Origin of the sequence: Oceanobacillus zhaokaii, assembly GCF_003352005.1 — a bacterium.
Lineage (GTDB): Bacteria > Bacillota > Bacilli > Bacillales > Amphibacillaceae > Oceanobacillus > Oceanobacillus zhaokaii.
Window position 1 is genome coordinate 1,502,560 of sequence record NZ_CP024848.1, and the last position, 21,026, is coordinate 1,523,585.

The following is a 21,026-nucleotide window of genomic DNA, read 5'->3' on the forward strand; positions in this document are numbered from 1 at the left end:
TTAACTTATGGAAAATAAAAGAGTAGTTGTAACAGGCCTTGGGGCTGTAACACCACTGGGCAATGATGTTCATACATTTTGGGAAAACTTAATTGCGGGTAAATCTGGAGTAGACTTTGTAACCAAGGTAAACAAGGATGATTACCCAGCAAAAGTAGCGGCAGAAGTAAAGGACTTTGATCCGACCGCGTTTATGGAGAAAAAAGATGCAAGAAAGATGGATCCATTTACACAATATGCAGTAGCAGCAGCGAAAATGGCTGTTGAGGATGCTAAACTAACAATCGATGAGACAAACAATACCCGTGTTGGGGTATGGGTTGGTTCTGGAATTGGCGGTATGCAAACATGGGAAGATCAACATCGTAAACTAATCGAAAAAGGCCCAGGCCGTGTTAGTCCATTTTTCGTACCAATGATGATTCCAGATATGGCTGCAGGCCAAGTTTCAATTCAATTAGGTGCAAAAGGAATTAACTCTTGCTCTGTAACAGCATGTGCATCAGGTGCAAACTCAATTGGTGATGCGTTTAAAGTTATTCAACGCGGGGATGCTGATTATATGATTGCTGGTGGTACAGAAGCACCGATCTCAAACATGGCTTTCGCTGGATTCTCATCTGCTAAAGCATTATCAACAAATGACGATCCAAGCACAGCTTCACGCCCATTCGATAAAAATCGTGATGGCTTCATTATTGGTGAAGGTGCAGGAATTCTAATTCTCGAATCACTGGAAACGGCATTAGAACGTGATGCACATATTTACGGCGAAATTGTTGGTTATGGTGCAACTGGTGATGCGTACCATATCACTGCTCCAGCAGAAAATGGCGAAGGAGCAACACGAGCAATGCAAATGGCGTTAAATGATGCTGGAATATCACCTCAGAATGTTGATTATATTAATGCACATGGTACAAGTACTGCATTAAATGATAAATATGAAACAGCTGCAATTAAAAATGTATTCGGTGAAAAAGCAAAGGAAATTGCTGTATCATCTACGAAATCAATGACAGGCCATATGCTTGGTGCAGCAGGGGCAATTGAAGCAGTTATTGCAATCAAGACAATTGAAAATAGTGTGATTCCTGCAACAATTAATTATGAAACTCCGGATCCGGATTGTGATTTGGATTACGTACCAAATCATGCAAGAAAACAAGATGTGAATGTTGTTGTAAGCAACTCATTCGGATTTGGTGGTCATAATGTTACATTAGTATTTAAGAAATATGAAGCCTAAATAATTGATTTATCTTTGATAAGATGAACAAGCTGATCAGCAAAGCGCTGGTCAGCTTTTTTTTTCCTATTAGAATGTTTAGAGCCCTTGTTACTGGAAAATATAACAAAAGAAGTTTCAAAAGAACCTGCTGATGCTAAATATTTTCAGAGACTAATCTTCATGTATTTGTCTGCAAGTGCATAAAATAAAAAAAAGGCTGGGACAAGCATAGGCGGTGGATAAACTAATGGGGTATATATTCGTATTTTTAATCGGGTTTGGACTAGCTGTCACAGGCGGGGTTACAATGATTGCATATCTAAACTTTCTACCTGCAGGGTTATCATGGGCGGACTATTTCATCTTTATTCAAGGAAGAATAGAGTGTTATTTTTTACCAATCGGAATTTTAATTATGGCGTTTGTAATCTATCGTTTTCCAAACAGACTGTAATGATGACATAGAAGAATATTTATCCTCTTATTTGGTCATAATGAAAAGTAAGTTGTATCTGCTAGTAGGCTTTGTTGAGTAATGTCTTTACCTTTACTTAAAGGAAAAGCAAGTTTTGAAGCCTTTAATAAAGTGCAACGAATGCTGTCAACTAAAGTTTGGTGATGGCAGAGTTTCTAAAAAAGCGAGGGTTGTTTTATGTTATATTTACATGATGTTTGGGTGAATTGGTTTGAGGGTGAAGAGAATGGGTATAATGTCTGTCATTTTCACGAGTGGCGCAAAGAGGATGGAATTGAGTTATTGGATCAAGTGCCTCTGCTGTACATAACTGAAGTATTATTCAACTACATCGAAAATGATATGCATGACCTGCCTAAATCTCTACTTGATGCCATTTATAAACGCGCCTATGTTCGTAAAGGTCATGAACGCTCTGTACTTGATTATGCATGTGTTGTAACAGATGGTAATGATATTTTAGCAATTGACACGATTGGATATGAAATTCCAATTCGTAAAAGCAGACTCATCCCAAGGCAAGAGCAGCTTGTATTTGATATGATTCAAAAAACAAAGCCCCAAGCCTTTCGTTTTGATGAGACAAACTACCAAAAAGAATACCATATGCTTTCCATGCCACCTGAGTTAGTCTTCGGATTAACGAGAAGGGAACGGCAACTGAAGCAATTGCTCATGATCGGTCTAGACCAATTACGCACTACGAATAATCTAGAGGAATTACGATACTGGTTAACGGAATGGGATCCGAAGAAATATCCCTTTATCCGATTCATGGATGAGGATAAGGTTTGGGAAGCACTGTACAATGGCGTAAAAGAAGGCTGGAGTATAGCTCACGAAGAATTATGTTCAAAATTAATTCGTGGTCAGCATTTTTTAGAGAAAATGTGGGAAGTTGAAAATGGCGAAGAGCAGAGTATATCGAAGCAACAGTAATTACTAGAATGATTTGGGACAAGACCTAGTGTCATGCAATTCGATTGGGTTGGTCAAAGAGATCGTACAAAGGAGTTGAGTGCTCAAACAGCAGGCTTGCGTACGCTCGAGTCGTCATCCTGAGCACTAGGAATAATGAATAATCACATTAAAATGAAGCAGGCAAGCGATGTAAAGCTTGCCTGTTTTATATATCAGCAAGAGACTATCCGACCTCCATACCGGCTGAGCCCTTTTCATCCACTAAAAAAGTGCTAGAATTAATTCCAGCACTCCTTCTAAATTCTATTTTCTCACTCTTCCAAGGCCCATAGCTTTTTTAGCTTTTGCAACTGTTTTATTTGCAGTCATGTTAGCTTTGGCTGCACCATTATCAAGAATTTCATCTAAAATGTCAGAGTCAATTAATTCTTGATAGCGATCTTGAATAGGTTTTAAAACGGAGATAACAGCGTCAGCAACTCCTTGTTTGAAATCGCCATATCCTTTACCTTCATACTTCGCTTCCAGTGACTCAATGGACTTGCCAGTACAGCTAGAATAAATTGTTAATAGATTAGAAACCCCTGGTTTATTTTCTTTATCATATTTAACAATACCCTCTGAATCTGTGACAGCACTTTTAATCTTTTTCTCAATTTTCTTTAGATCGTCAAGCATGGAGATGAAGCTTTTCTCATTCTCATCTGATTTACTCATTTTCTTCGTTGGATCCTGTAAAGACATAATCCGTGCGCCAACTTTTGGAATTCGAATTTCTGGAATAGTAAAGATGTCGTTAAAACGATTATTAAATCTTCCAGCTAAATCCCTCGTTAACTCCATATGTTGTTTCTGATCATCGCCAACTGGTACAAGATTTGATTGATAAAGCAAAATATCTGCAGCCATCAGTGCAGGATAGGTAAGTAGTGCAGTTGAAACTGCTTCTTTTCCTTGCGATTTGTCTTTATACTGTGTCATCCGTTCTAATTCACCGACATAGCCGATAGACTGCAGCATCCAACCTAATTGTGTATGTGCAGGCACCTCTGATTGAATGAATAAAGTTGCTTTATCTGGGTTAATACCTGATGCTAAATATAATGCAGCCAAGGAACGGATATTTTGTCTTAGCTTCAGTCGCTCCTGTGGAACCGTAATCGCATGTTCATCAACGATACAGAAATAACACTCATAGTCATCCTGTAATTCGACAAATTGCTTTAGTGCCCCTAAATAATTTCCAAGTGTTAAAGTACCACTTGGTTGAATTCCTGAAAAGATTGTTTCCATCTAACTCACACTCCATCAAATTTTTTCAACAAAAAAAGCCCATTAATCCCTTGAATAGGGACGAATGAACCGCGGTGCCACCCTGATTATCTTAACATTTCTAAGATCACTTAATTTCATAAATTAGCTCCAAAGTCCAATTCCAAATTACCTTGATGCTTGTTTTCACCAACCACAAGCTCTCTAAAATTCAGAGGGTAAACTGTACTACGCCTTTTTCATTGCTAATGATATTCTTTTAAGTATTATATACAGTTTGTAGTGAAAATACAAGAAAAAGACCGATTTATTTTTTTCAATGATGCAATAAAAGCAATAATGAAGTCAAAGGAATATCGCCATTAATATTATGAAATCGTTATTCGTAATAATTCAGTATAAAATTAATATTGTTTTTATCCTATCTTATAAATTTCTTCTGATTGCCTTATAGAACTAATAAGTCAACTTTTCTAATTACTTACAAGGCTTACAATGAAATAAAGAAATGGAATTGTAATGATACATAATATTGTAGTTAATAGTACACCCATTGATGCAAAAAAAGTGTCAGCGCCATACTTTTGTGAATAAATTGAAATTGTTGGGGCAGAGGGCATTCCAGATACAACAGCACCAATAATCAGTATTGGAAATGGTACAGACAAAGCAGCAAACGGGAGTAATAATAAAGGAATTAGAATAAGTCTAGTTACTGCTGACTTCCATAAATAGATATTTTTTATCATTATGATTAATTCTTTATATTTTACATTTGCCATTAGGCTTCCAATTAGCAACATGGAAAGTGGAATGGTCATTTTTCCGACAATTTCTAAACCATCGGAAATAACAACGGGAAAACTTATCGGCAATAGGAAAATTAACACTCCTGTAAGGGTGGAGAGAATGCCTGGATTCAAAAATATGCTTTTCCAGTTGATCATAGTTGTATCTTTACTAAACAGATATATTCCATAAGTCCATATAAGAACTAAGTAACATAGGTTGAACATCGTTAAATATATAATGCCTTGCTCCCCTAAAAGAATAAAGCTGATGGCATAACCGATAAACCCTTGATTCCCAAAAATTATCAGACCTTCATAGACACTTTTTTGTTTGTCTGAAAGCTGTGAGTGTCTTCTCATCCAATATGCAATAAAACAAGAAATAATAAGTACATATAGTGACATCGAAATAAGCCAGATAAATTCTTTTGCTAAGTTAATGGAAAAAGAGATATCAAGAGAGAACAAAATGAGAGCAGGCAATGTAATATATAGAATTAGCTGTGTTAAAACATCGTTCGCATTTTCGTTTAGAATTCCTGTTTTCCTAACGATAAACCCCAATGAAGCAATTCCATACATCATAAACATTTCCTGCAAAAATGCTCCTATAGCCAGAACCATGAAGATCCCCCCTGGTTCACTGTATGAAACAATAACCCAGCATGTTAATTGAGTGAACTTATGAAGAATGGTCAATTACTTAGCTATAAGTAATAAACCGAGCAGTCAAGCTCGGCTTGTTATCACAATTCTAATATTTTCGGTTCCGTGCCCTTTTTATTCATCAAGCTTATTTGAATCGGCGTAATCTCTAACACAATATAATTAGGATCTTCCGGTCCCTCAAACCAATTCTCCATATATGGATTCCACAATTCCTTTTTTAGTTCCTTAGAATCGGAAATTTGGATTTTTCCTTCGTACTCGACATATTCATCACCGAATCCTTCTCCTTCATAACCTAAGAGAATATGCGTAAAGGGATTTCCTTCAATTTCTTCAACTTTGTGGGTTTGCTTACTTGTAGCTGTATAAAGGTTTAGCCCATTTCGGGAATATGTCATATATCTTGAATGTGGTTTATTTTGTTGGACGGTTGCCATCGTCCCAACTGAACTGTTCTGCAAAATATTCTCAATCGTTGCTTTAACTTCTGGTTGACTCATATAACTGCACTCCTTTAACAATTTAAATTTACATTATTCCTTAATGGTTAATTGTATGTAGCACAATATATTTATTTGTCCTATTTGTAATTTTAGAAAAAATAGTAGAATTATCCATGAAGAAAGTGGGTTAGATAAGGATATAAGGCCATACAATAGTGTATGGCCTAAACTAGCTAAAGATCTCTGTCCTGTTTTTCAACGCTTGAAAAGTCGGTTTCTTCACCTAACTCAGTACCATAATTTAAGTTTCTTTTTTGACTGAAATTATCTCTGTTACTATCTTTTTCCTCCATTGGATCAAATAAGATAGTTAAACAATATAAACCACTTAATCCGACTAGGCCGTAGACAATTCTTGCTAATACAGCATCCTGACCACCAAAAATTGAAGCAACCAAATCAAATTGGAAAAATCCAATGAGTCCCCAATTTATCGCACCTATAATAACTAGTGCGAGGGCAATACGTTTTAATGTATTCATACTTTTTACCTCCGTAAAAATTTTAGTTAATAGTATATCTTTGTACAGTGACCTTAGCGATGTTCGACTAAATCAATGGTTCCTAACACAACATGTGCTAACCCAAAGCCTATTATCGAACCAGTAAGCATTGGTTTCATGTTTCTATTGTTCCGTAATGCAATTCCAGTTGATGCAACAGCTGTTTCTAGAACTGTTGGAATTAAACCCTCTCTTACTTTTGCCATAAATAACCCGTGATTTGAAAAGAATTATTATTATCTTTTGCCATAATAAATTATTTATACCGAGATGTTGAAGATAATCAGTAAATTTAATGGAAGTAGGTGGACAAAATGGTTATCGATCAAACCTCAACATAAGAAAAGGGATGCAGCTATGAACCACATCCCGCTTTGTATTAATGGGCTTTTGAGTTTTTAACTAGGTTTATCATTGTACTGGCCAAAACCTGCTGTTGATTCTCATCGGCTGAATTCCATAGATCGGCTAGTAATCTTTGCTCACCATTTTTCGGTTCTACATTAGCTGCAAGGTAGTCTCCAATTTCAGCTGCTATGGAGTTCATTATACCTTCGCTCATTCCATTATCTTGTGCCTGTTGAAGGCGGTTTCCTAGGAAATCTTTCCACGTTTCAAAATTATCAAGTACTGACAAAGCTATCCCTCCTTAGTAATTTAGTGATGAAATAAATATTTGGGAGCGCCCATGACTTGCTGCCTAATTGCAAGTATAAAGATCAGCTCTTGACTCTTATTGTGCAGATATTTTACATAATTATTCACACGTTTTCACTAGCTATTCTTTTGCAGACAATACATTGGTATAAAATGAAAAAAGTAGAAATAATATAATGACTGAGCGAACAGATTAATGAAAAACATTAAACATTCAGGTAAGAACGGGAACCGGATGCCATATGTTTAAGATTAAACAAATTATATTATTGTCATTAAAATGCTTCTAGTTAAGTTATATTAACGTTTCCATCCAAAAGCCAAGAAGAAAAATGAAAAATGAACGAGTAAAAAATGTTAAAAGAAAGTCCGGGAAAAAAGAAAACAGCATTTAGGTGAGGAAGCATAAACATAAGCGGCCATCAGGTTTCTGGTTGGCTGCTTATGTTTAATTATTACTGGGATATTCCATCAAAATAAAATCCATTTCCTATAATCTAATCATTTTTTACCATTCAAATCAGCTCTATTTTCCGATATACTAGATTCATACATAAATAGAGGAGATTGATAAACATGGGGAAAAGACAACGTATGATTTGTACATATATGATGATTCTCCTTTTCAGTATGCTTTTACCAATTACAAGTTACGGTGAAGAGGCAGAACCTGCAAGTGAACATGAAGAAAGACAAACGAATATCAAATTGTTGGATGCTGAGCAATCGATGAAACGTTTTACATTTGATTCTGGGTATGATTTTGAATATCCTGATGCGGTCCGAGGGATTTATGTTACGGGAAACTCAGCTGGTGGCAGTCGGTTTGAATCATTAGTAGACCTTGTAGATACGACAGCTTTAAATGCAATGGTCATTGACATCAAAGAGGATCATGGTAATTTAACTTTTAAACCGGAGGAAGGATCGCCGTTCGCAGATATTGCGATGAATTATATATCTGATCCAGAATCTATGATGAAAACATTGGAAGAAAAGCAGATTTACCCAATTGCTAGAATTGTAGTTTTCAAAGATTCTGTTCTTGCAAAGGAAAGGCCGGATCTATCATTTACTGAAAACGGTAAGGTTTGGGTGAATAATCGTGGAGAAGCATTTGTTAATCCCTTTGAAAAAGAAGTTTGGGAATATAATGTAGAAATTGCAAAGATAGCCGCCAAAATGGGATTCAAGGAAATTCAATTTGATTATGTGCGCTTCCCAGAAGGCTTTGAAACAAAAGACGAACAATTCCAGTATTCGCAGGGTGACTACGCAGATTCTGAATTAAGTAATATTAAAAAACGTGTAGAGGCAGTATCTGATTTTGTTGCATATGCCAGGGAAGAACTTAAGAACTATGATGTTGACGTTTCCGTTGATATCTTTGGTTACGCTGCAACCATTGAAGAGGCACCAGGAATTGGGCAAAATTTCTCGAGGATCGCAGAAAATGTTGATGTTATATCATCGATGATTTATCCAAGCCATTGGACGACTGGGTATTTTGGTCTTGAGAATCCAGATGAGGAGCCATATCGCCTTGTTAAAGAATACTCTAAAGTGGAAAATGAAGTTCTAGGTGCACTGGAAACACCGCCAGTTTCAAGACCATGGCTGCAGGATTTTGAAGCTCCGTGGTTATATAGTGGGGCAACAAAACAATATAGTAAAGCAGAAGTCGAGGATCAAATAAAGGCCTTGTATGAGAGTGGGATAGATGAATTTCTACTATGGAATGCAGGAAATACGTACACAGAAAATGTGGATTATCTAATCGGTAAATAAAATAAATTGCAGGTCTCTTATAATGGGACCTGCTCTTATCTAGAAAAATATAGTTATACTTAATGTTAGGAGTTTAATAATGAACTGGTATGAGAAGCTGAATAAATATTTTCCGATTGAAGAAATGAAATCTAAGCAGCATATGGAATTGCTATTAGAAGATACGAATGGCCATTATCAAAAAGATGAAAGTCCAGAGCATGTGATGATGTATGCAGAGTTTGATACTTGTATCTTTATTGATTATCTATGGGTGTCAGCGGAAACAAGAGGACAAGGAACGGGTCATAAATTGATTGAAAAGCTAAAGAAAAAGAAGAAGCCAATCTTACTTGAAGTTGAGCCCGTTGATCCGAATGAAATAGATACGGAAAAAAGACTTAAATTTTATCAAAGAGAAGGATTTAAACATGCAGCGTCCATTATTTTCCAGAATCGTTCCTTTCAAACAAAAGAGATCGCACCACTGGAAATATTGTATTGGTCAGTAGAAAATGAAGGACAGGCCTTTATTTTTGAACAGATGAAGAAGATTTACCAATCTATCCATAGTTATAAATCAATAGAGATTTATGGTCGAGAATTGGGCGATGTTGAGGAAGTTTTACAGCTAGATAAAAATCGAATTACCAGAAATCTACTAACAGTTTAATGAAAAACATTAATAATAGGTTTTCTCAATTAATTTCAATTGGGATGTTTAAATGAAAATACTTTAGGGTAAGGTACATAATAGGAAGAAACATTTGTCATCACATTACATTGTTTTTAGAAAAAATCTGAAATTACTAAGGTAAACCTACCTTTTACTTGACAAATGTTGTATACTTAAATTAAAGGTTATTTAAACTTATTTTAATTTAATAATGGAATAAGTTAACCCATGTTTTATTAAAGTAACATATATACTTTTAGAATGAGGAGTGAAGTTTTAATGGTAACACTTTATACCTCACCAAGTTGTACATCTTGCAGAAAAGCAAAAGCATGGTTAGAAGAACATGATATCCCATTTAAAGAACGCAATATTTTCTCTGAACCGCTTTCTTTAGATGAGATTAAGGAAATATTACGCATGACTGAAGATGGAACTGATGAGATTATTTCAACACGTTCAAAGGTATTTCAGAAGTTAGACGTTAATATCGACCAATTACCGATGAAAAATCTATTCAGTTTAATTCAGCAAAATCCTGGCTTATTAAGAAGACCAATCATACTTGATGAAAAGCGTCTGCAAGTAGGCTATAACGAAGATGAGATTCGTCGATTTTTACCAAGAACAGTGCGTACTTTTCAATTACGAGAAGCACAAAGAATGGTTAATTAGATTGGATTTTTTGGCAGATAAGAAAGAATAAATTCTTTCTCACTGCATATGCGCAACTAAGGCTGTCGCTAAAAAGCCTGGCTAAGCCTTCTAATAAACGCATTGATATATTGAAACAGCATAAAACACAGATCTGATCCATGGTCTGTGTTTTTGTGTGCTGCTTCTAATACAGCAGTTATATCTCGTGACAAATAGGTAGTAATAGTTTAGAATGTAACTTTAATAATATTTAATTACAATATAATAAATGGCAATCATTCATGGTTAAAATTGGATTCTATATATAGGCATATTAATTTCCAAAATACTGTACGCTAACATACAATAGCAGTAAGCATACGAATATGAATGGTTAGTAATGCAGCAAAGCGGGTATTGTAATACAGAATTCATTCTCAATTAAATTAGAAAATGGTAAATTGTCTCTTCCGCCTAACTGTTTATAACAAAAGGAAAGTTACGATAAAAAGTTTAGGAAGAACAAAAGCGCAGGATAGTTTTCTACGTGAAGGGAGAGAAACAAAAATGGAGATAGAAAGAATAAATGAAAACACAATAAAGTTTTATATTTCTTATATCGATATTGAGGATCTCGGGTTTGAACGAGAAGAAATTTGGTATAATCGCGAACGAAGTGAACAGCTATTTTGGCAAATGATGGATGAAGTAAATTATAAGGAAGATTTCAGTGTTGAAGGACCATTATGGATTCAAGTTCAAGCATTAGAAAAAGGGCTGGAAATCGTGGTTACAAAAGCCAAACTTAAAAATGGTGAGTTACATCCCGATGAATCCTTTGATGAAGAAACGATTGAAACAATGCTAGAGGATAAATTCGGTAAAAATGTGGAGCATATTCATGAAGATGATGAGGATGACATTACAGAAGAAACTTTATGGATCATTGTTGACTTTAATGATTTTGAAGATGTTATTCAGTTAAGTCATTATTTCCAAGACTTTTCGGGTACTATAGAAGATGCACTATATCATTATAATGATAAATATTATTTATATATCGGTTTCTCCCAGGATTTACTTGATGACAATGAGCAGGAGAACATCATTAGTCAAGTATTGGAATTTGCCAATGACTCCGATATGTCAATTCATTACCTTGAGGAATACGGAAAGACTATATTTGAATCAGATACCTTTGCACAGGTTCGTTCATATTTTCCATTACAAGCATAGACACTCTTTTACAGAAGGGTGTCTATTTTTTTAGTAGTTAAGAAAGTATAAAAACTTTCTTACTACATAAGTGCAACTAAGGCTGTCACCAAAAGGCTTGGTGACAGCCAAGTTTTCTAATGTTTTTCAAGCAGGAATTTGTTTTTCTCTGTCGAATTGTTTTATTGACGGAGGTGAATATGTGCTACAGGCAAATACAGCTGAAGGAAATGCCATTACACTAGCAATGTTGTCACGTGTTGAACTAAAGAAATTAAAGGAAAAGCAACTTAACTTTTATTGTCCGGTATGTAAAGGGAAGGTAATTATGAAAGTCGGTTCCAAGGTTATTCCTCATTTCGCACATCACTCGATTATTGATTGTCCTGCAAGTGATGGTGGGGAAGGTAAGTATCATGAGCAAGGGAAATTATTATTATACAATTGGTTGAAAAGTCAAGAGCTTGACGTTGAATTGGAAGCGTATATCTCAGAAATTAACCAGCGACCAGACATTTTGCTAACAATAAATAAACGTAGAATTGCAATTGAATACCAATGCTCTAAAATTCCAATCGAGCAGGTAAAGAAGAGAAATAATGGCTACAAGAAAATTGGTATCATCCCAATTTGGATATTAGGAGAGAACCGCTTAATCAGGCAATCCGCAAATCATTTTAAACTTGATCAGCTTACCCTTCATTTAACACATCAATTTTCTAAGAACACCCCACTTGTTTTATACTACTTTTGCCCAATCACACTAACATTTATCATGATTCAGAATCCATATCTTACGAGAGTCGGCCAAGCATTAGGAAAATTTAAGATAATGTCTTTAAGGAGAATAAATATAAAAGACCTCTTTATAACGGAAACATTCTCAAGTTTTGAATTATATCAGCATTGGAGGAAAGAGAAAGTTAAGTTTCGCTTAAAACAGCGAAAGAAATTGTATGGCAATGAATTAGCATGGTTCCAGTGGTTATACTTGAAGGGAACCTATCTTGAATATTTACCATCAATTATCCATTTGCCGATTGTCTCCTCGTATCGAATAGTTTCTCCGACCTGGAACTGGCAGAGTAGAATTTGCATTGATCTTTTAGAGCAACTTCCAATTGGAAACGAATTTTCGCTCCGAAACTGTGAACATCTTCTTAAAAAACAGCTTCTAAAAAAGGAAGCATACCCATTAATCCATTCTAACGACCATCCAATTAAACAATATCTCAATCAATTAGAACAACTGAACTTAATAAAACAAACCTCTGCTACAACATATCAGAAGCTGACTGCGATTACCTTTTATAATCACATCGATTCAGCTTTAAGAGGTGACGAAGAGCTAATCAATAAATTCATTTCGCTTCATAATAAAACTCCAGAGACATAACAGGCATAAATGAGCAAAAAACGAGCATGAAACGAATATACTTCGGTATACTAACGAAATAGGGAATATTAAAGGAATTTTTGAATTAAATCTCGAATTAATAATGGTAAAGCTGAATAAGGAGGAACTATAATGGCAAAATCGACAAAAGAATTACCAAAACGTAGTGAAATAGCAGAATCATTAACATGGAAATTAGAAGATATATTTGCAAGTGATGATCAATGGTCAGAAGAGTTAAAGAGTTTACAAGTAGCAATTCCTGAAGTATCAAAATATCAAGGGAAATTGGGGGGATCTGCGGACACGCTATTTGAATTGTTGAAGCTCCAAGATACTCTTTCTGAGAGACTAGGAAAGCTATATACATATTCACATATGCGATATGATCAGGATACAACGAATTCATTCTATCAAGAAATGAATTCTCAAGCAGAAACGGTACTTACATTAGCATCAAGTACAATGAGCTTTGTTGTCCCAGAGATTCTTGCAATGGATGAAGGTAAAATTGATGCTTTCTTAGAAGAAAAAGAAGAACTGAGATTGTATAAGAAAGTATTAGATGAAATTACAAGACAGCGCCCACATATATTAAGTGAGCGTGAGGAAGTATTGCTGGCAGAAGTATCAGAGCCACTTTCAACTGCATCACAAACATTTAGTATGTTAAATAATGCAGACTTAACGTTCCCATCGGTTAAAAATGAGGATGGGGAAGAGGTTGATTTAACACATGGACGATATAGTAAATTCTTAGAATCAAAAAATCGCCAGGTGCGTAAGGATGCTTTTAAAGCAATGTATGATACGTACGGAAAATTCAAGAATACATTCGCATCAACGCTTAGTGGAAATGTAAAGGTTCATAATTTCTCTGCAAAGATTCGAAATTACGATTCCGCACGACAATCAGCATTAGACAACAATAATATTCCTGAGTCTGTGTACGATAATTTGGTAGAAGCAGTAAATGAAAAATTACCATTATTACATCGCTATACGAAATTACGGAAAAAAGTTTTAGGATTAGACGAGCTTCATATGTATGATCTCTATACATCGCTTGTACAGGATTTAGATATGAAGGTTTCTTATGATGAAGCAAAGGAATATGTATTGAAAGGACTAGCTCCACTTGGAAGTGAATATAGTGAAATCTTGAAAGAAGCATTTAGTAATCGCTGGATTGATGTTGAAGAAAATAAAGGTAAGCGAAGTGGAGCGTATTCATCAGGTGCATATGGCACAAATCCATATATCCTGCTTAACTGGCAGGATGATGTGAATAACACTTTTACGTTAGCACATGAGCTTGGACATTCGGTGCATAGCTATTATACAAGAAAATCACAGCCATACCGTTATGGCAACTATTCCATATTCGTTGCAGAGGTTGCATCTACATGTAATGAAGCATTGCTGAATGAATACCTAATAAATAATTTAGATGATGAGAAACAAAAGCTTTATATTCTTAATCACTTCCTGGAAGGTTTTCGTGGAACGGTATTCCGTCAAACAATGTTTGCTGAATTTGAACATGATATTCATGTGAGAGCACAAAACGGTGAAGCATTAACAGCGGATAAACTTACTGAAATATATTATGAGCTAAATAAGAAATATTATGGTGAAGATGTTGTATCTGACGAAGAAATTGGCTTAGAATGGGCGAGAATTCCCCATTTTTACTATAATTATTATGTGTATCAATATGCGACAGGATACTCTGCTGCAACATCACTAGCGAACCAAATTCTAACAGAAGGCGAAAGTGCGGTTGAACGCTATCTTAACTTCTTAAAAGCCGGAAGCAGTGATTTTCCAATTGAAGTACTGAAAAAAGCAGGCGTTGATATGACATCGAAACAACCGATTTTAAATGCGCTTGATGTATTTGAAGAAAAGCTAAATGAAATGGAAAAAATATTATTAGGATAACTTGTTTGCTGAAAGGCAACTAGGCTTATGGGGAACTGAATATCAGTTTCCCATTTTACAAACCCTGTAATTAAAAGTGAACAATATGTGAAAATATGAACAAATATATTGATATCGTATTAATCGCTTGTTATAATATAATTGTTAGTTTAGTAAACAAACAAAAACCCCTTTTGTTTGATCATGAAACTTTCTCCCATCCCCCCTTTGTATATACAAAGAACGGATAAAGGGATATACGCTGCCCCGTATATCCCTTATTTTATAAAAGATATATAAGCGCTTTCAAGGAGAGGGCGCTCCGAAGCCTTATCTATCATATAAAATCCTCATCTCATCCTTCGATAAATATTTCGGTGTGTCAATGAATAAATCGTTAAATAAATTGAAATAAATAATAATGGCAATGTAAAATAAAGAGGAATCAACTGCATTAAACCTAAAATATTTAACACAAAGGAAAATAAAGTTAGTAAAATAAATATTAAAGGATAGATATTTTCCATAAAATCAGCCTCCTGTTTTCATTATATGAATGAGAATATAAAAATAGAAGTGAACGTTTTGTGAAAATATACACATGGTTATTGTGTTTTATATAATTAATTGGTACAATAAATTTGTAAGTTAATTACAAACAAAAACCCCTTTTGTTTGATCATGAAACTTTCTCCCATCCCCCCCTTTGTATTTATACAAAGAACGGATAAAAGGATATACGCTGCCCCGTATATCCTTTTTTTATTGCCTTTATATATCGTATTGCTCATTGCTCACAGTCTGTAATCACAGCCTAGTTCATACTTTATCTAATAACAAACACTGTTAATTAAGGCTATCTATTCATTACCCATAAAAAATAGCCTTAATAATTCAGGCTATTTGTATTAACTAATATATTTCCAAAAGGATCCATATTTTGCTGGGATTCTTTCTACTTTTCGGGAAAATTGCAGTTTTTTCATTTCTTTTTCTGTTTTTACTAATGTCCAATTATAAACAACAGAAATCTCCTTGCTTCCTACCACTTCATAATGCTTCATAAACTCTTCCAGTGGTGGTTTTTCAGATGGAATTGGATTTCTTTGTAACATTTCTTGTAAGACAAGTTCATAAATTTCATAAGGATAAAGACCAGATACTTTTATTCCTTGTTCGTCCACTTCCTGATTAAAGAGGACAATGGTCGGAATATAATCCACTTCCATTTCTTCTGTTAATTTAATATCATCTTGTAATGCCTTCTTTGCAGAAGTGGAGTATAGATCAGTTTCAAATTCATCAATATCAAGTTTAGCTTCTTCTGCAATCTGGATGAGAACATCTTTCTCTGAAATGTTTTGTTTCATAAGAAAAAGGCTTTCTTGTAATTTCCTTAAAAATACTCGACCTGCTCTTTTACCTTGTAACTCAGCAGCTTTAATTGCGAGAGAGGCGATGGTTGGGAAATAGACAGGGTTTTCTAACCATAAATCTCCATCACAGCTCATACCTGTTCGTTTCGCAGTTCGTTCCCAAATTTCTTTTAGTTTTCGTGGTTGACCAAATGAATCTTTAGTTATGGAATTTAATAATCCTGTGACAACCGGACGTATTGTAAAAAAGCGTCCGTATTCCATTGCAAGCTTTCTTAAATAAGGTTCCAGTGACCAGCATTCAGGACAAAGAGGATCAATGAAAACATATAGTTCAATCGGTTTTTGTACTAGATTTAAATAGCGATAATTTGCCGATGTGCTTGTTTTATTTGAGCCGGTAAGCTCTTGATTCCAACTCACATCGAATTCTCCTTTCTTTTATTCCGGTGTATTCATCATGTGATTAGCAGTTAGGGTTAATCTTTCAAGTATTGCTATTCGAATGGGTTCTTCAATTTCAACTTCGATAAGTGCACCCTCCAAGCATTCTAACCATGCATCTTTTCTTGTTGGTGTTATTTCAAATGGAAGATGCCGCCTTCTTAACATTGGATGGCCGCGTTCTTCCTCATATAGCCTTGGACCGCCAAAAAATTGTACAAAAAAGAGTAACTGAATTCTTGCAGTCTCCGTTAAATCTTCTGGGAAGATAGGTATTAAATCAGGATGTTGTGCAACACGTGCATAAAAAGCAGTATTTAGGCGTTCTACTGCATCATATCCGCCGATTGCTTTATATATTGTTCCATACTTTATTGTTGTCATAGTACAGTTCACCTCGCATTTGCTTATATTGTAACAATGGAACTATAGATGAGCAACAAATCTGATTGGAATCTAGTTAATACTTCCTACTATGGTAAAGATTCGAAAAAACGCTGAATCTTATTCGGAGTTTGCTTTTTTCTAATATTATATTCAGATAAGATGTTAAGAAATGTTTCTAAACCAACATCCTTATTCTGTGCTTCTAATTCGAATTCATAATCTGTTTTTCCATTATATTTGCTAATATCTAAGACAATTAAAACGCCTTTATATTGCGCTTCACGCCGCTCTGTTATTAGGCTCCCATAGTAACTCAAGGATTCAAATGCGATTCCTTTTTCCAATAATTGCTTCGCGATATGCTCTTTTGGTATGATTTTACCGTTAACCCAATCGGTTGCTTCTTGTTTCGTTAACACATCATGGGTTTCAAGTAGTCCAAGTGTATGTGGTTCTTTTAATGTTAGACGGTAACTTCCATTTTTTTCGCGTATTCGGAGTGCACTTCCATTTTCTTTTAGCTGGAAGTCCTTAGTTTCAAAATAATAGTTGGTTTGTACTTCACTATATTCAGGGAAAGGTAAATTATCCAATAATCTTTGAAATTCATCTTTCGTTAGTAAATTTTTATATTCAATTTCAATTTCCTGTGCCATGTTTTGCTGCGGCCTCCAGTATAAAAAATTAGGTACTATTGATTATGGCTAATAATAATAAAATATGCAATGAATAACCATTCTGTAGCTAGTATGTTAAAATGATATAAGCTATAATTTTTATGGATACAGAGGTGTCAACAGATGAATTGGGTAGAATTTCTAGCTCCTTATAAACAGGTTGTCGAAGAATTAAAAGTTAAGTTAAAAGGGATGCGCCCACAGTTCGAATTCGAATCAAGTCACTCACCGATTGAATTTGTGACTGGGAGGGTAAAGCCAATTCCTAGCATAATCGAAAAAGTGAAGATAAGAGAAATTGCTGCAGAAAACATAGAGAAGGAAATTCAGGATATTGCTGGTTTACGTGTAGTGTGTCAATTTGTTGATGATATTTATACGGTTGTAGATATGCTGCGAACAAGAAATGATTTTACAATCGTTGAAGAGAGAGATTACATCACAAATAAGAAAAAAAGTGGATACCGCTCATATCACATGATCATTGAATATCCAGTCGAAATGATTCATGGGAGAAAGATGGTACTCGCGGAAATTCAAATCCGTACTTTGGCAATGAACTTTTGGGCAACAAATGAGCATTCTTTAAATTATAAATATGATGGAAGAATTCCAACAGAGATTAAAGAAAGATTACAAAATGCTGCAGAGGCTGCATTTTTGTTAGATGAAGAGATGTCCAAAATTAAACATGAGATCCAAGAAGCACAAAGGATTTTTCATAGAAAATAAAAATAAGTTAATCATAGGGGATGACTTAATTGAAATTCAAGATTGTTTCAAAAGGTGATAACCGATCGGATAAAATTAAAGAAACGATGAAGCGATATTTAACAGATTTTAATCTAGTATACGATAAGGAAGAACCAGATCTTGTCATATCTGTTGGTGGTGATGGTACATTTTTAGAAGCATTCCATCGATATGTCCATCGTTTGGAATCGACTGCTTTTATTGGGGTACACACTGGACACTTAGGATTTTATGCGGATTATTTACCGAGTGAGATAGAGAAATTAGTAATTGAAATTGCGAAAACACCTTTCCAGGTTGTAGAATACCCTCTATTAGAAGTGACGATTCGTTCAAAAACAGGTGGGAAGGAAGATAGTTTTTTAGCATTAAATGAAGCAATGATTAAAACGATTGAAGGCTCGGTAGTTCTTGATGTAGAGATTAAAGGGGAGCATTTTGAAACCTTCCGCGGTGATGGGATATGTGTGTCAACACCAACAGGAAGTACAGCGTATAATAAAGCGCTAGGTGGAGCAATTTTACATCCTTCTTTAGAAGTAATCCAATTAACCGAAATGGCATCAATTAATAACCGTGTATTCCGTACAATTGGCTCACCTCTTGTTTTGCCAAAGCATCACCCATGCATTTTAAAACCTATGGTTGACAGCAGCTTTATCATTGCAATTGATCATTTTACGAAAAGTTTTACAAATGTTCATTCGATTCATTGTCATGTAGCGAAAGAGAAAGTTCGCTTTGCAAGGTTCAGACAGTTTCCATTTTGGAATCGAGTTCGAGATTCATTTGTTGCGGAAGATAAGTATTTGTTTTAGTGAGGTAGAATAAGAATGAATTGGGTAATCAAAAAAGAACATCATGGATTGATTATCCGTGATTTTTTACAAAAGAATCAAGCATTTTCAAGAAGAATGTTAACAGCTGTAAAGAAGGAAGAACGGATACTTGTTAATGGTGTGCCACAAACTGTACGCTTTTGTTTGTCAGAGGGAGATCATTTAGAAGTTATATTACCTAGTGAAACCATTGGTGATAATATGATTCGGGAGAATATTGAGCTAGCGATTGTGTATGAGGATGATGCAGTTATCGTTCTAAATAAACCAGCTGGTATTGCTACGATTCCGTCACGAAATCATCCTAAAGGAACGATAGCAAATGGTGTGTTAGCATATTATGAAAAAAATAATATACCTTATACAATTCATGTAGTCACAAGGCTTGATAGAGATACATCGGGTTTACTATTGATTGCAAAGGATCGATACAGCCATTCGATACTTGCTGCTTCACAAAAGCAAGGGGCAATTAAGCGGAAATACCAAGCAATTATCAAAGGGCATCTTGATCCTATGGGTGGAACAATTGATGCACCGATTGATCGAAAAGAAGGATCCATTATTGAACGTGCAGTAATTGAAACAGGGAAAAGGGCAATCACACACTATCACATAATCGAAGAATTCGCGGATACAAGTCTAGTTGAAATTGAACTTGAAACAGGAAGAACCCATCAAATACGAGTGCACTTTTCCCATATAAATCATGCCCTGTTAGGGGATGATTTATATGGCGGCAGTGTTGATAGAATATTGCGTCAAGCATTACATTGTGTCGAAATCAGTTTCGAGCATCCGTTTACAAAAGAGATAATCAATCTTAAGTGTCCGCTTCCAGAGGATATGCTTCGTTTAATTAGCAAATTAGGGGAGGAAGCTAATTAAAATAACTAAATTTCTCTTCTATTAATGGCTGATTTGATGGAACCGATACGACTGCTTCTTCAGGCAAACGAAACGCAGTCAATTCATTACCGAAAACACAGCCAGTATCAATATTAATCGTCTTATTTACCATCCGGGGCTCTTTCACAGGAGTATGTCCGTAGATTATCCACTGTGTACCATGATAGTGCTTAGCCCAGTCCCTGCGAATGGGTCTTCCATCGGCATCGAACTGGCCAGAAATATCACCATAAAGGACGAAAGTTTTCACTTTTTTGTCAGTCCGCCCAATCAACTCTTCTTTGATTCCTGCATGGGCAATAATCGCATTTACCTCAGGGACTTGCAGATACAATGGAGCCTGTTCATAAAGTAATATAAACATCTTTTTGATTTTTAATTGTTCCTTCTTTGGCAATGCTTCATATTCGGCAACGGTTGTTTCCAGACCATAGCGATGAAGCACATTATTCCCTAGAAAAAATCGATATAATTTATTGCAATGATTACCGGGTACGTATCTGGCTTTTTTATGGACAACAACCATATTGTGTACAAGTCTTATGACTGAGAGTGAGTCTGGTCCACGATCTGTAATATCACCGACGAAGATAGGTACTCTATCATTTGGGTGAATAAAGATATTATTCTCCAGTTTGTATCCCAGTTTATCAAATAGATTGCATAGTTCCTCCATACAACCATGAATATCACCAATTACGTCAATTTTCATCTAATATTCACCTCTTTCATAAACAGATGATCAAAAGTGGAACCTCCCGATTAGCCGACGTATAAAAATGAGGAAAGTCTTGCAGCAGTTTAAGCGCTGGGTTTGGCCTAACTCATCACGGGAATATATACATTCTTATATTTATACTGAAAAAGAATTGCAATACAAATTGGATTCGATTATTATATTGCACGTAGTTTAAATAAAATATTGAATGAAATAATATTAATATCTATTGTAATTGTACACCAAATGAGTAATTATTACTCCTAAAATTACTAGTGGGATTAGTAG

At 35.2% G+C, this 21,026-nt stretch carries 23 protein-coding genes and 1 other annotated feature; of the genes, 12 read left to right on the top strand and 11 right to left on the bottom strand.

Annotated features, from left to right (window positions below; translation table 11 throughout):
* The first annotated feature begins 7 nt into the window (after window positions 1-7).
* From fabF to CUC15_RS07580, 3 genes are all read left to right on the top strand, one after another.
* A complete protein-coding gene (fabF, locus tag CUC15_RS07570) occupies window positions 8-1,249 on the top strand; it encodes a beta-ketoacyl-ACP synthase II (RefSeq protein ID WP_114916076.1) in 1,242 nt (413 codons plus the stop codon).
* A gap of 229 nt (window positions 1,250-1,478) precedes the next feature.
* On the top strand, window positions 1,479-1,685 hold the full coding sequence (locus CUC15_RS07575; RefSeq protein ID WP_114916077.1) for a YuzI family membrane protein: 207 nt from the start codon (window positions 1,479-1,481) through the stop codon (window positions 1,683-1,685).
* 198 nt (window positions 1,686-1,883) lie between these two features.
* Window positions 1,884-2,645 (top strand): YjbA family protein, encoded by a 762-nt coding sequence (locus tag CUC15_RS07580; RefSeq protein WP_114916078.1) that lies wholly within the window; start codon window positions 1,884-1,886, stop codon window positions 2,643-2,645.
* Window positions 2,646-2,930: 285 nt separating this feature from the next.
* Here the strand turns inward: CUC15_RS07580 and trpS are convergent, their stop codons facing one another.
* From trpS to CUC15_RS07610, 6 genes are all read right to left on the bottom strand, one after another.
* The gene (gene trpS, locus CUC15_RS07585) at window positions 2,931-3,920 is read right to left on the bottom strand and encodes a tryptophan--tRNA ligase (RefSeq protein ID WP_114916079.1); all 990 of its coding nucleotides are present in this window, start codon (window positions 3,918-3,920) and stop codon (window positions 2,931-2,933) included.
* Between the two features lie 53 nt (window positions 3,921-3,973).
* Window positions 3,974-4,151: a binding site (T-box leader), on the bottom strand.
* A 221-nt stretch (window positions 4,152-4,372) separates the two neighbouring features.
* The gene (locus tag CUC15_RS07590) at window positions 4,373-5,314 is read right to left on the bottom strand and encodes an AEC family transporter (protein WP_114916080.1); all 942 of its coding nucleotides are present in this window, start codon (window positions 5,312-5,314) and stop codon (window positions 4,373-4,375) included.
* A 122-nt stretch (window positions 5,315-5,436) separates the two neighbouring features.
* Window positions 5,437-5,859, bottom strand: a complete 423-nt coding sequence (locus CUC15_RS07595; RefSeq protein WP_114916081.1) for a pyridoxamine 5'-phosphate oxidase family protein — start codon at window positions 5,857-5,859, stop codon at window positions 5,437-5,439.
* A gap of 176 nt (window positions 5,860-6,035) precedes the next feature.
* A complete protein-coding gene (locus CUC15_RS07600) occupies window positions 6,036-6,344 on the bottom strand; it encodes a DUF378 domain-containing protein (protein WP_114916082.1) in 309 nt (102 codons plus the stop codon).
* A gap of 53 nt (window positions 6,345-6,397) precedes the next feature.
* A complete protein-coding gene (locus CUC15_RS07605; protein WP_114916083.1) occupies window positions 6,398-6,571 on the bottom strand; it encodes an asparagine synthase in 174 nt (57 codons plus the stop codon).
* Between the two features lie 173 nt (window positions 6,572-6,744).
* On the bottom strand, window positions 6,745-7,002 hold the full coding sequence (locus CUC15_RS07610) for a DUF3243 domain-containing protein (RefSeq protein ID WP_114916084.1): 258 nt from the start codon (window positions 7,000-7,002) through the stop codon (window positions 6,745-6,747).
* Window positions 7,003-7,652: 650 nt separating this feature from the next.
* On the opposite strand from CUC15_RS07610, the gene CUC15_RS07615 reads away from it, so the two are divergent.
* The 6 genes from CUC15_RS07615 (at window position 7,653) to pepF (ending at window position 14,656) form a co-directional block, all read left to right on the top strand.
* Window positions 7,653-8,810, top strand: a complete 1,158-nt coding sequence (locus tag CUC15_RS07615) for a putative glycoside hydrolase (RefSeq protein WP_242986001.1) — start codon at window positions 7,653-7,655, stop codon at window positions 8,808-8,810.
* Window positions 8,811-8,889: 79 nt separating this feature from the next.
* Window positions 8,890-9,462, top strand: a complete 573-nt coding sequence (locus CUC15_RS07620) for a GNAT family N-acetyltransferase (RefSeq protein ID WP_114916086.1) — start codon at window positions 8,890-8,892, stop codon at window positions 9,460-9,462.
* A gap of 282 nt (window positions 9,463-9,744) precedes the next feature.
* Window positions 9,745-10,140, top strand: a complete 396-nt coding sequence (gene spxA, locus CUC15_RS07625) for a transcriptional regulator SpxA (RefSeq protein WP_114916087.1) — start codon at window positions 9,745-9,747, stop codon at window positions 10,138-10,140.
* Between the two features lie 528 nt (window positions 10,141-10,668).
* Complete coding sequence (gene mecA, locus CUC15_RS07630) at window positions 10,669-11,337, top strand: adaptor protein MecA (protein WP_114916088.1); 669 nt, start codon at window positions 10,669-10,671, stop codon at window positions 11,335-11,337.
* Window positions 11,338-11,518: 181 nt separating this feature from the next.
* Entirely contained in the window at window positions 11,519-12,712 is a 1,194-nt protein-coding gene (locus tag CUC15_RS07635; RefSeq protein WP_114916089.1) for a competence protein CoiA, read from the top strand.
* 132 nt (window positions 12,713-12,844) lie between these two features.
* The gene (gene pepF, locus CUC15_RS07640) at window positions 12,845-14,656 is read left to right on the top strand and encodes an oligoendopeptidase F (protein WP_114916090.1); all 1,812 of its coding nucleotides are present in this window, start codon (window positions 12,845-12,847) and stop codon (window positions 14,654-14,656) included.
* 329 nt (window positions 14,657-14,985) lie between these two features.
* On the opposite strand, the gene CUC15_RS20250 is transcribed toward pepF, so the two are convergent.
* From CUC15_RS20250 to CUC15_RS07655, 4 genes are all read right to left on the bottom strand, one after another.
* Window positions 14,986-15,162 (bottom strand): hypothetical protein, encoded by a 177-nt coding sequence (locus CUC15_RS20250; RefSeq protein WP_205317671.1) that lies wholly within the window; start codon window positions 15,160-15,162, stop codon window positions 14,986-14,988.
* 381 nt (window positions 15,163-15,543) lie between these two features.
* Window positions 15,544-16,434, bottom strand: a complete 891-nt coding sequence (locus CUC15_RS07645) for a ClpXP adapter SpxH family protein (protein ID WP_114916091.1) — start codon at window positions 16,432-16,434, stop codon at window positions 15,544-15,546.
* A gap of 18 nt (window positions 16,435-16,452) precedes the next feature.
* Window positions 16,453-16,839 carry a globin domain-containing protein gene (locus CUC15_RS07650; protein ID WP_114916092.1) on the bottom strand — a complete coding sequence of 129 codons (387 nt, stop codon included), beginning with the start codon at window positions 16,837-16,839 and terminating at the stop codon, window positions 16,453-16,455.
* An 89-nt stretch (window positions 16,840-16,928) separates the two neighbouring features.
* On the bottom strand, window positions 16,929-17,498 hold the full coding sequence (locus CUC15_RS07655; RefSeq protein WP_114916093.1) for a CYTH domain-containing protein: 570 nt from the start codon (window positions 17,496-17,498) through the stop codon (window positions 16,929-16,931).
* Window positions 17,499-17,642: 144 nt separating this feature from the next.
* Here CUC15_RS07655 and yjbM point away from each other — a divergent pair, with 144 nt between their 5' ends.
* The 3 genes from yjbM to CUC15_RS07670 are packed head-to-tail and all read left to right on the top strand — an operon-like array spanning window position 17,643 to window position 19,999.
* Complete coding sequence (gene yjbM / locus CUC15_RS07660) at window positions 17,643-18,251, top strand: GTP diphosphokinase (RefSeq protein ID WP_114916094.1); 609 nt, start codon at window positions 17,643-17,645, stop codon at window positions 18,249-18,251.
* A 29-nt stretch (window positions 18,252-18,280) separates the two neighbouring features.
* On the top strand, window positions 18,281-19,090 hold the full coding sequence (locus CUC15_RS07665) for an NAD kinase (protein WP_114916095.1): 810 nt from the start codon (window positions 18,281-18,283) through the stop codon (window positions 19,088-19,090).
* A 15-nt stretch (window positions 19,091-19,105) separates the two neighbouring features.
* Window positions 19,106-19,999 (top strand): RluA family pseudouridine synthase, encoded by an 894-nt coding sequence (locus CUC15_RS07670; RefSeq protein WP_114916096.1) that lies wholly within the window; start codon window positions 19,106-19,108, stop codon window positions 19,997-19,999.
* Here the strand turns inward: CUC15_RS07670 and prpE are convergent.
* Window positions 19,992-20,732: a bis(5'-nucleosyl)-tetraphosphatase PrpE gene (gene prpE / locus CUC15_RS07675; RefSeq protein WP_114916097.1), complete on the bottom strand. Its 741-nt coding sequence runs from the start codon at window positions 20,730-20,732 to the stop codon at window positions 19,992-19,994. The genes CUC15_RS07670 and prpE overlap by 8 nt on opposite strands.
* Window positions 20,733-21,026: the final 294 nt, after the last annotated feature.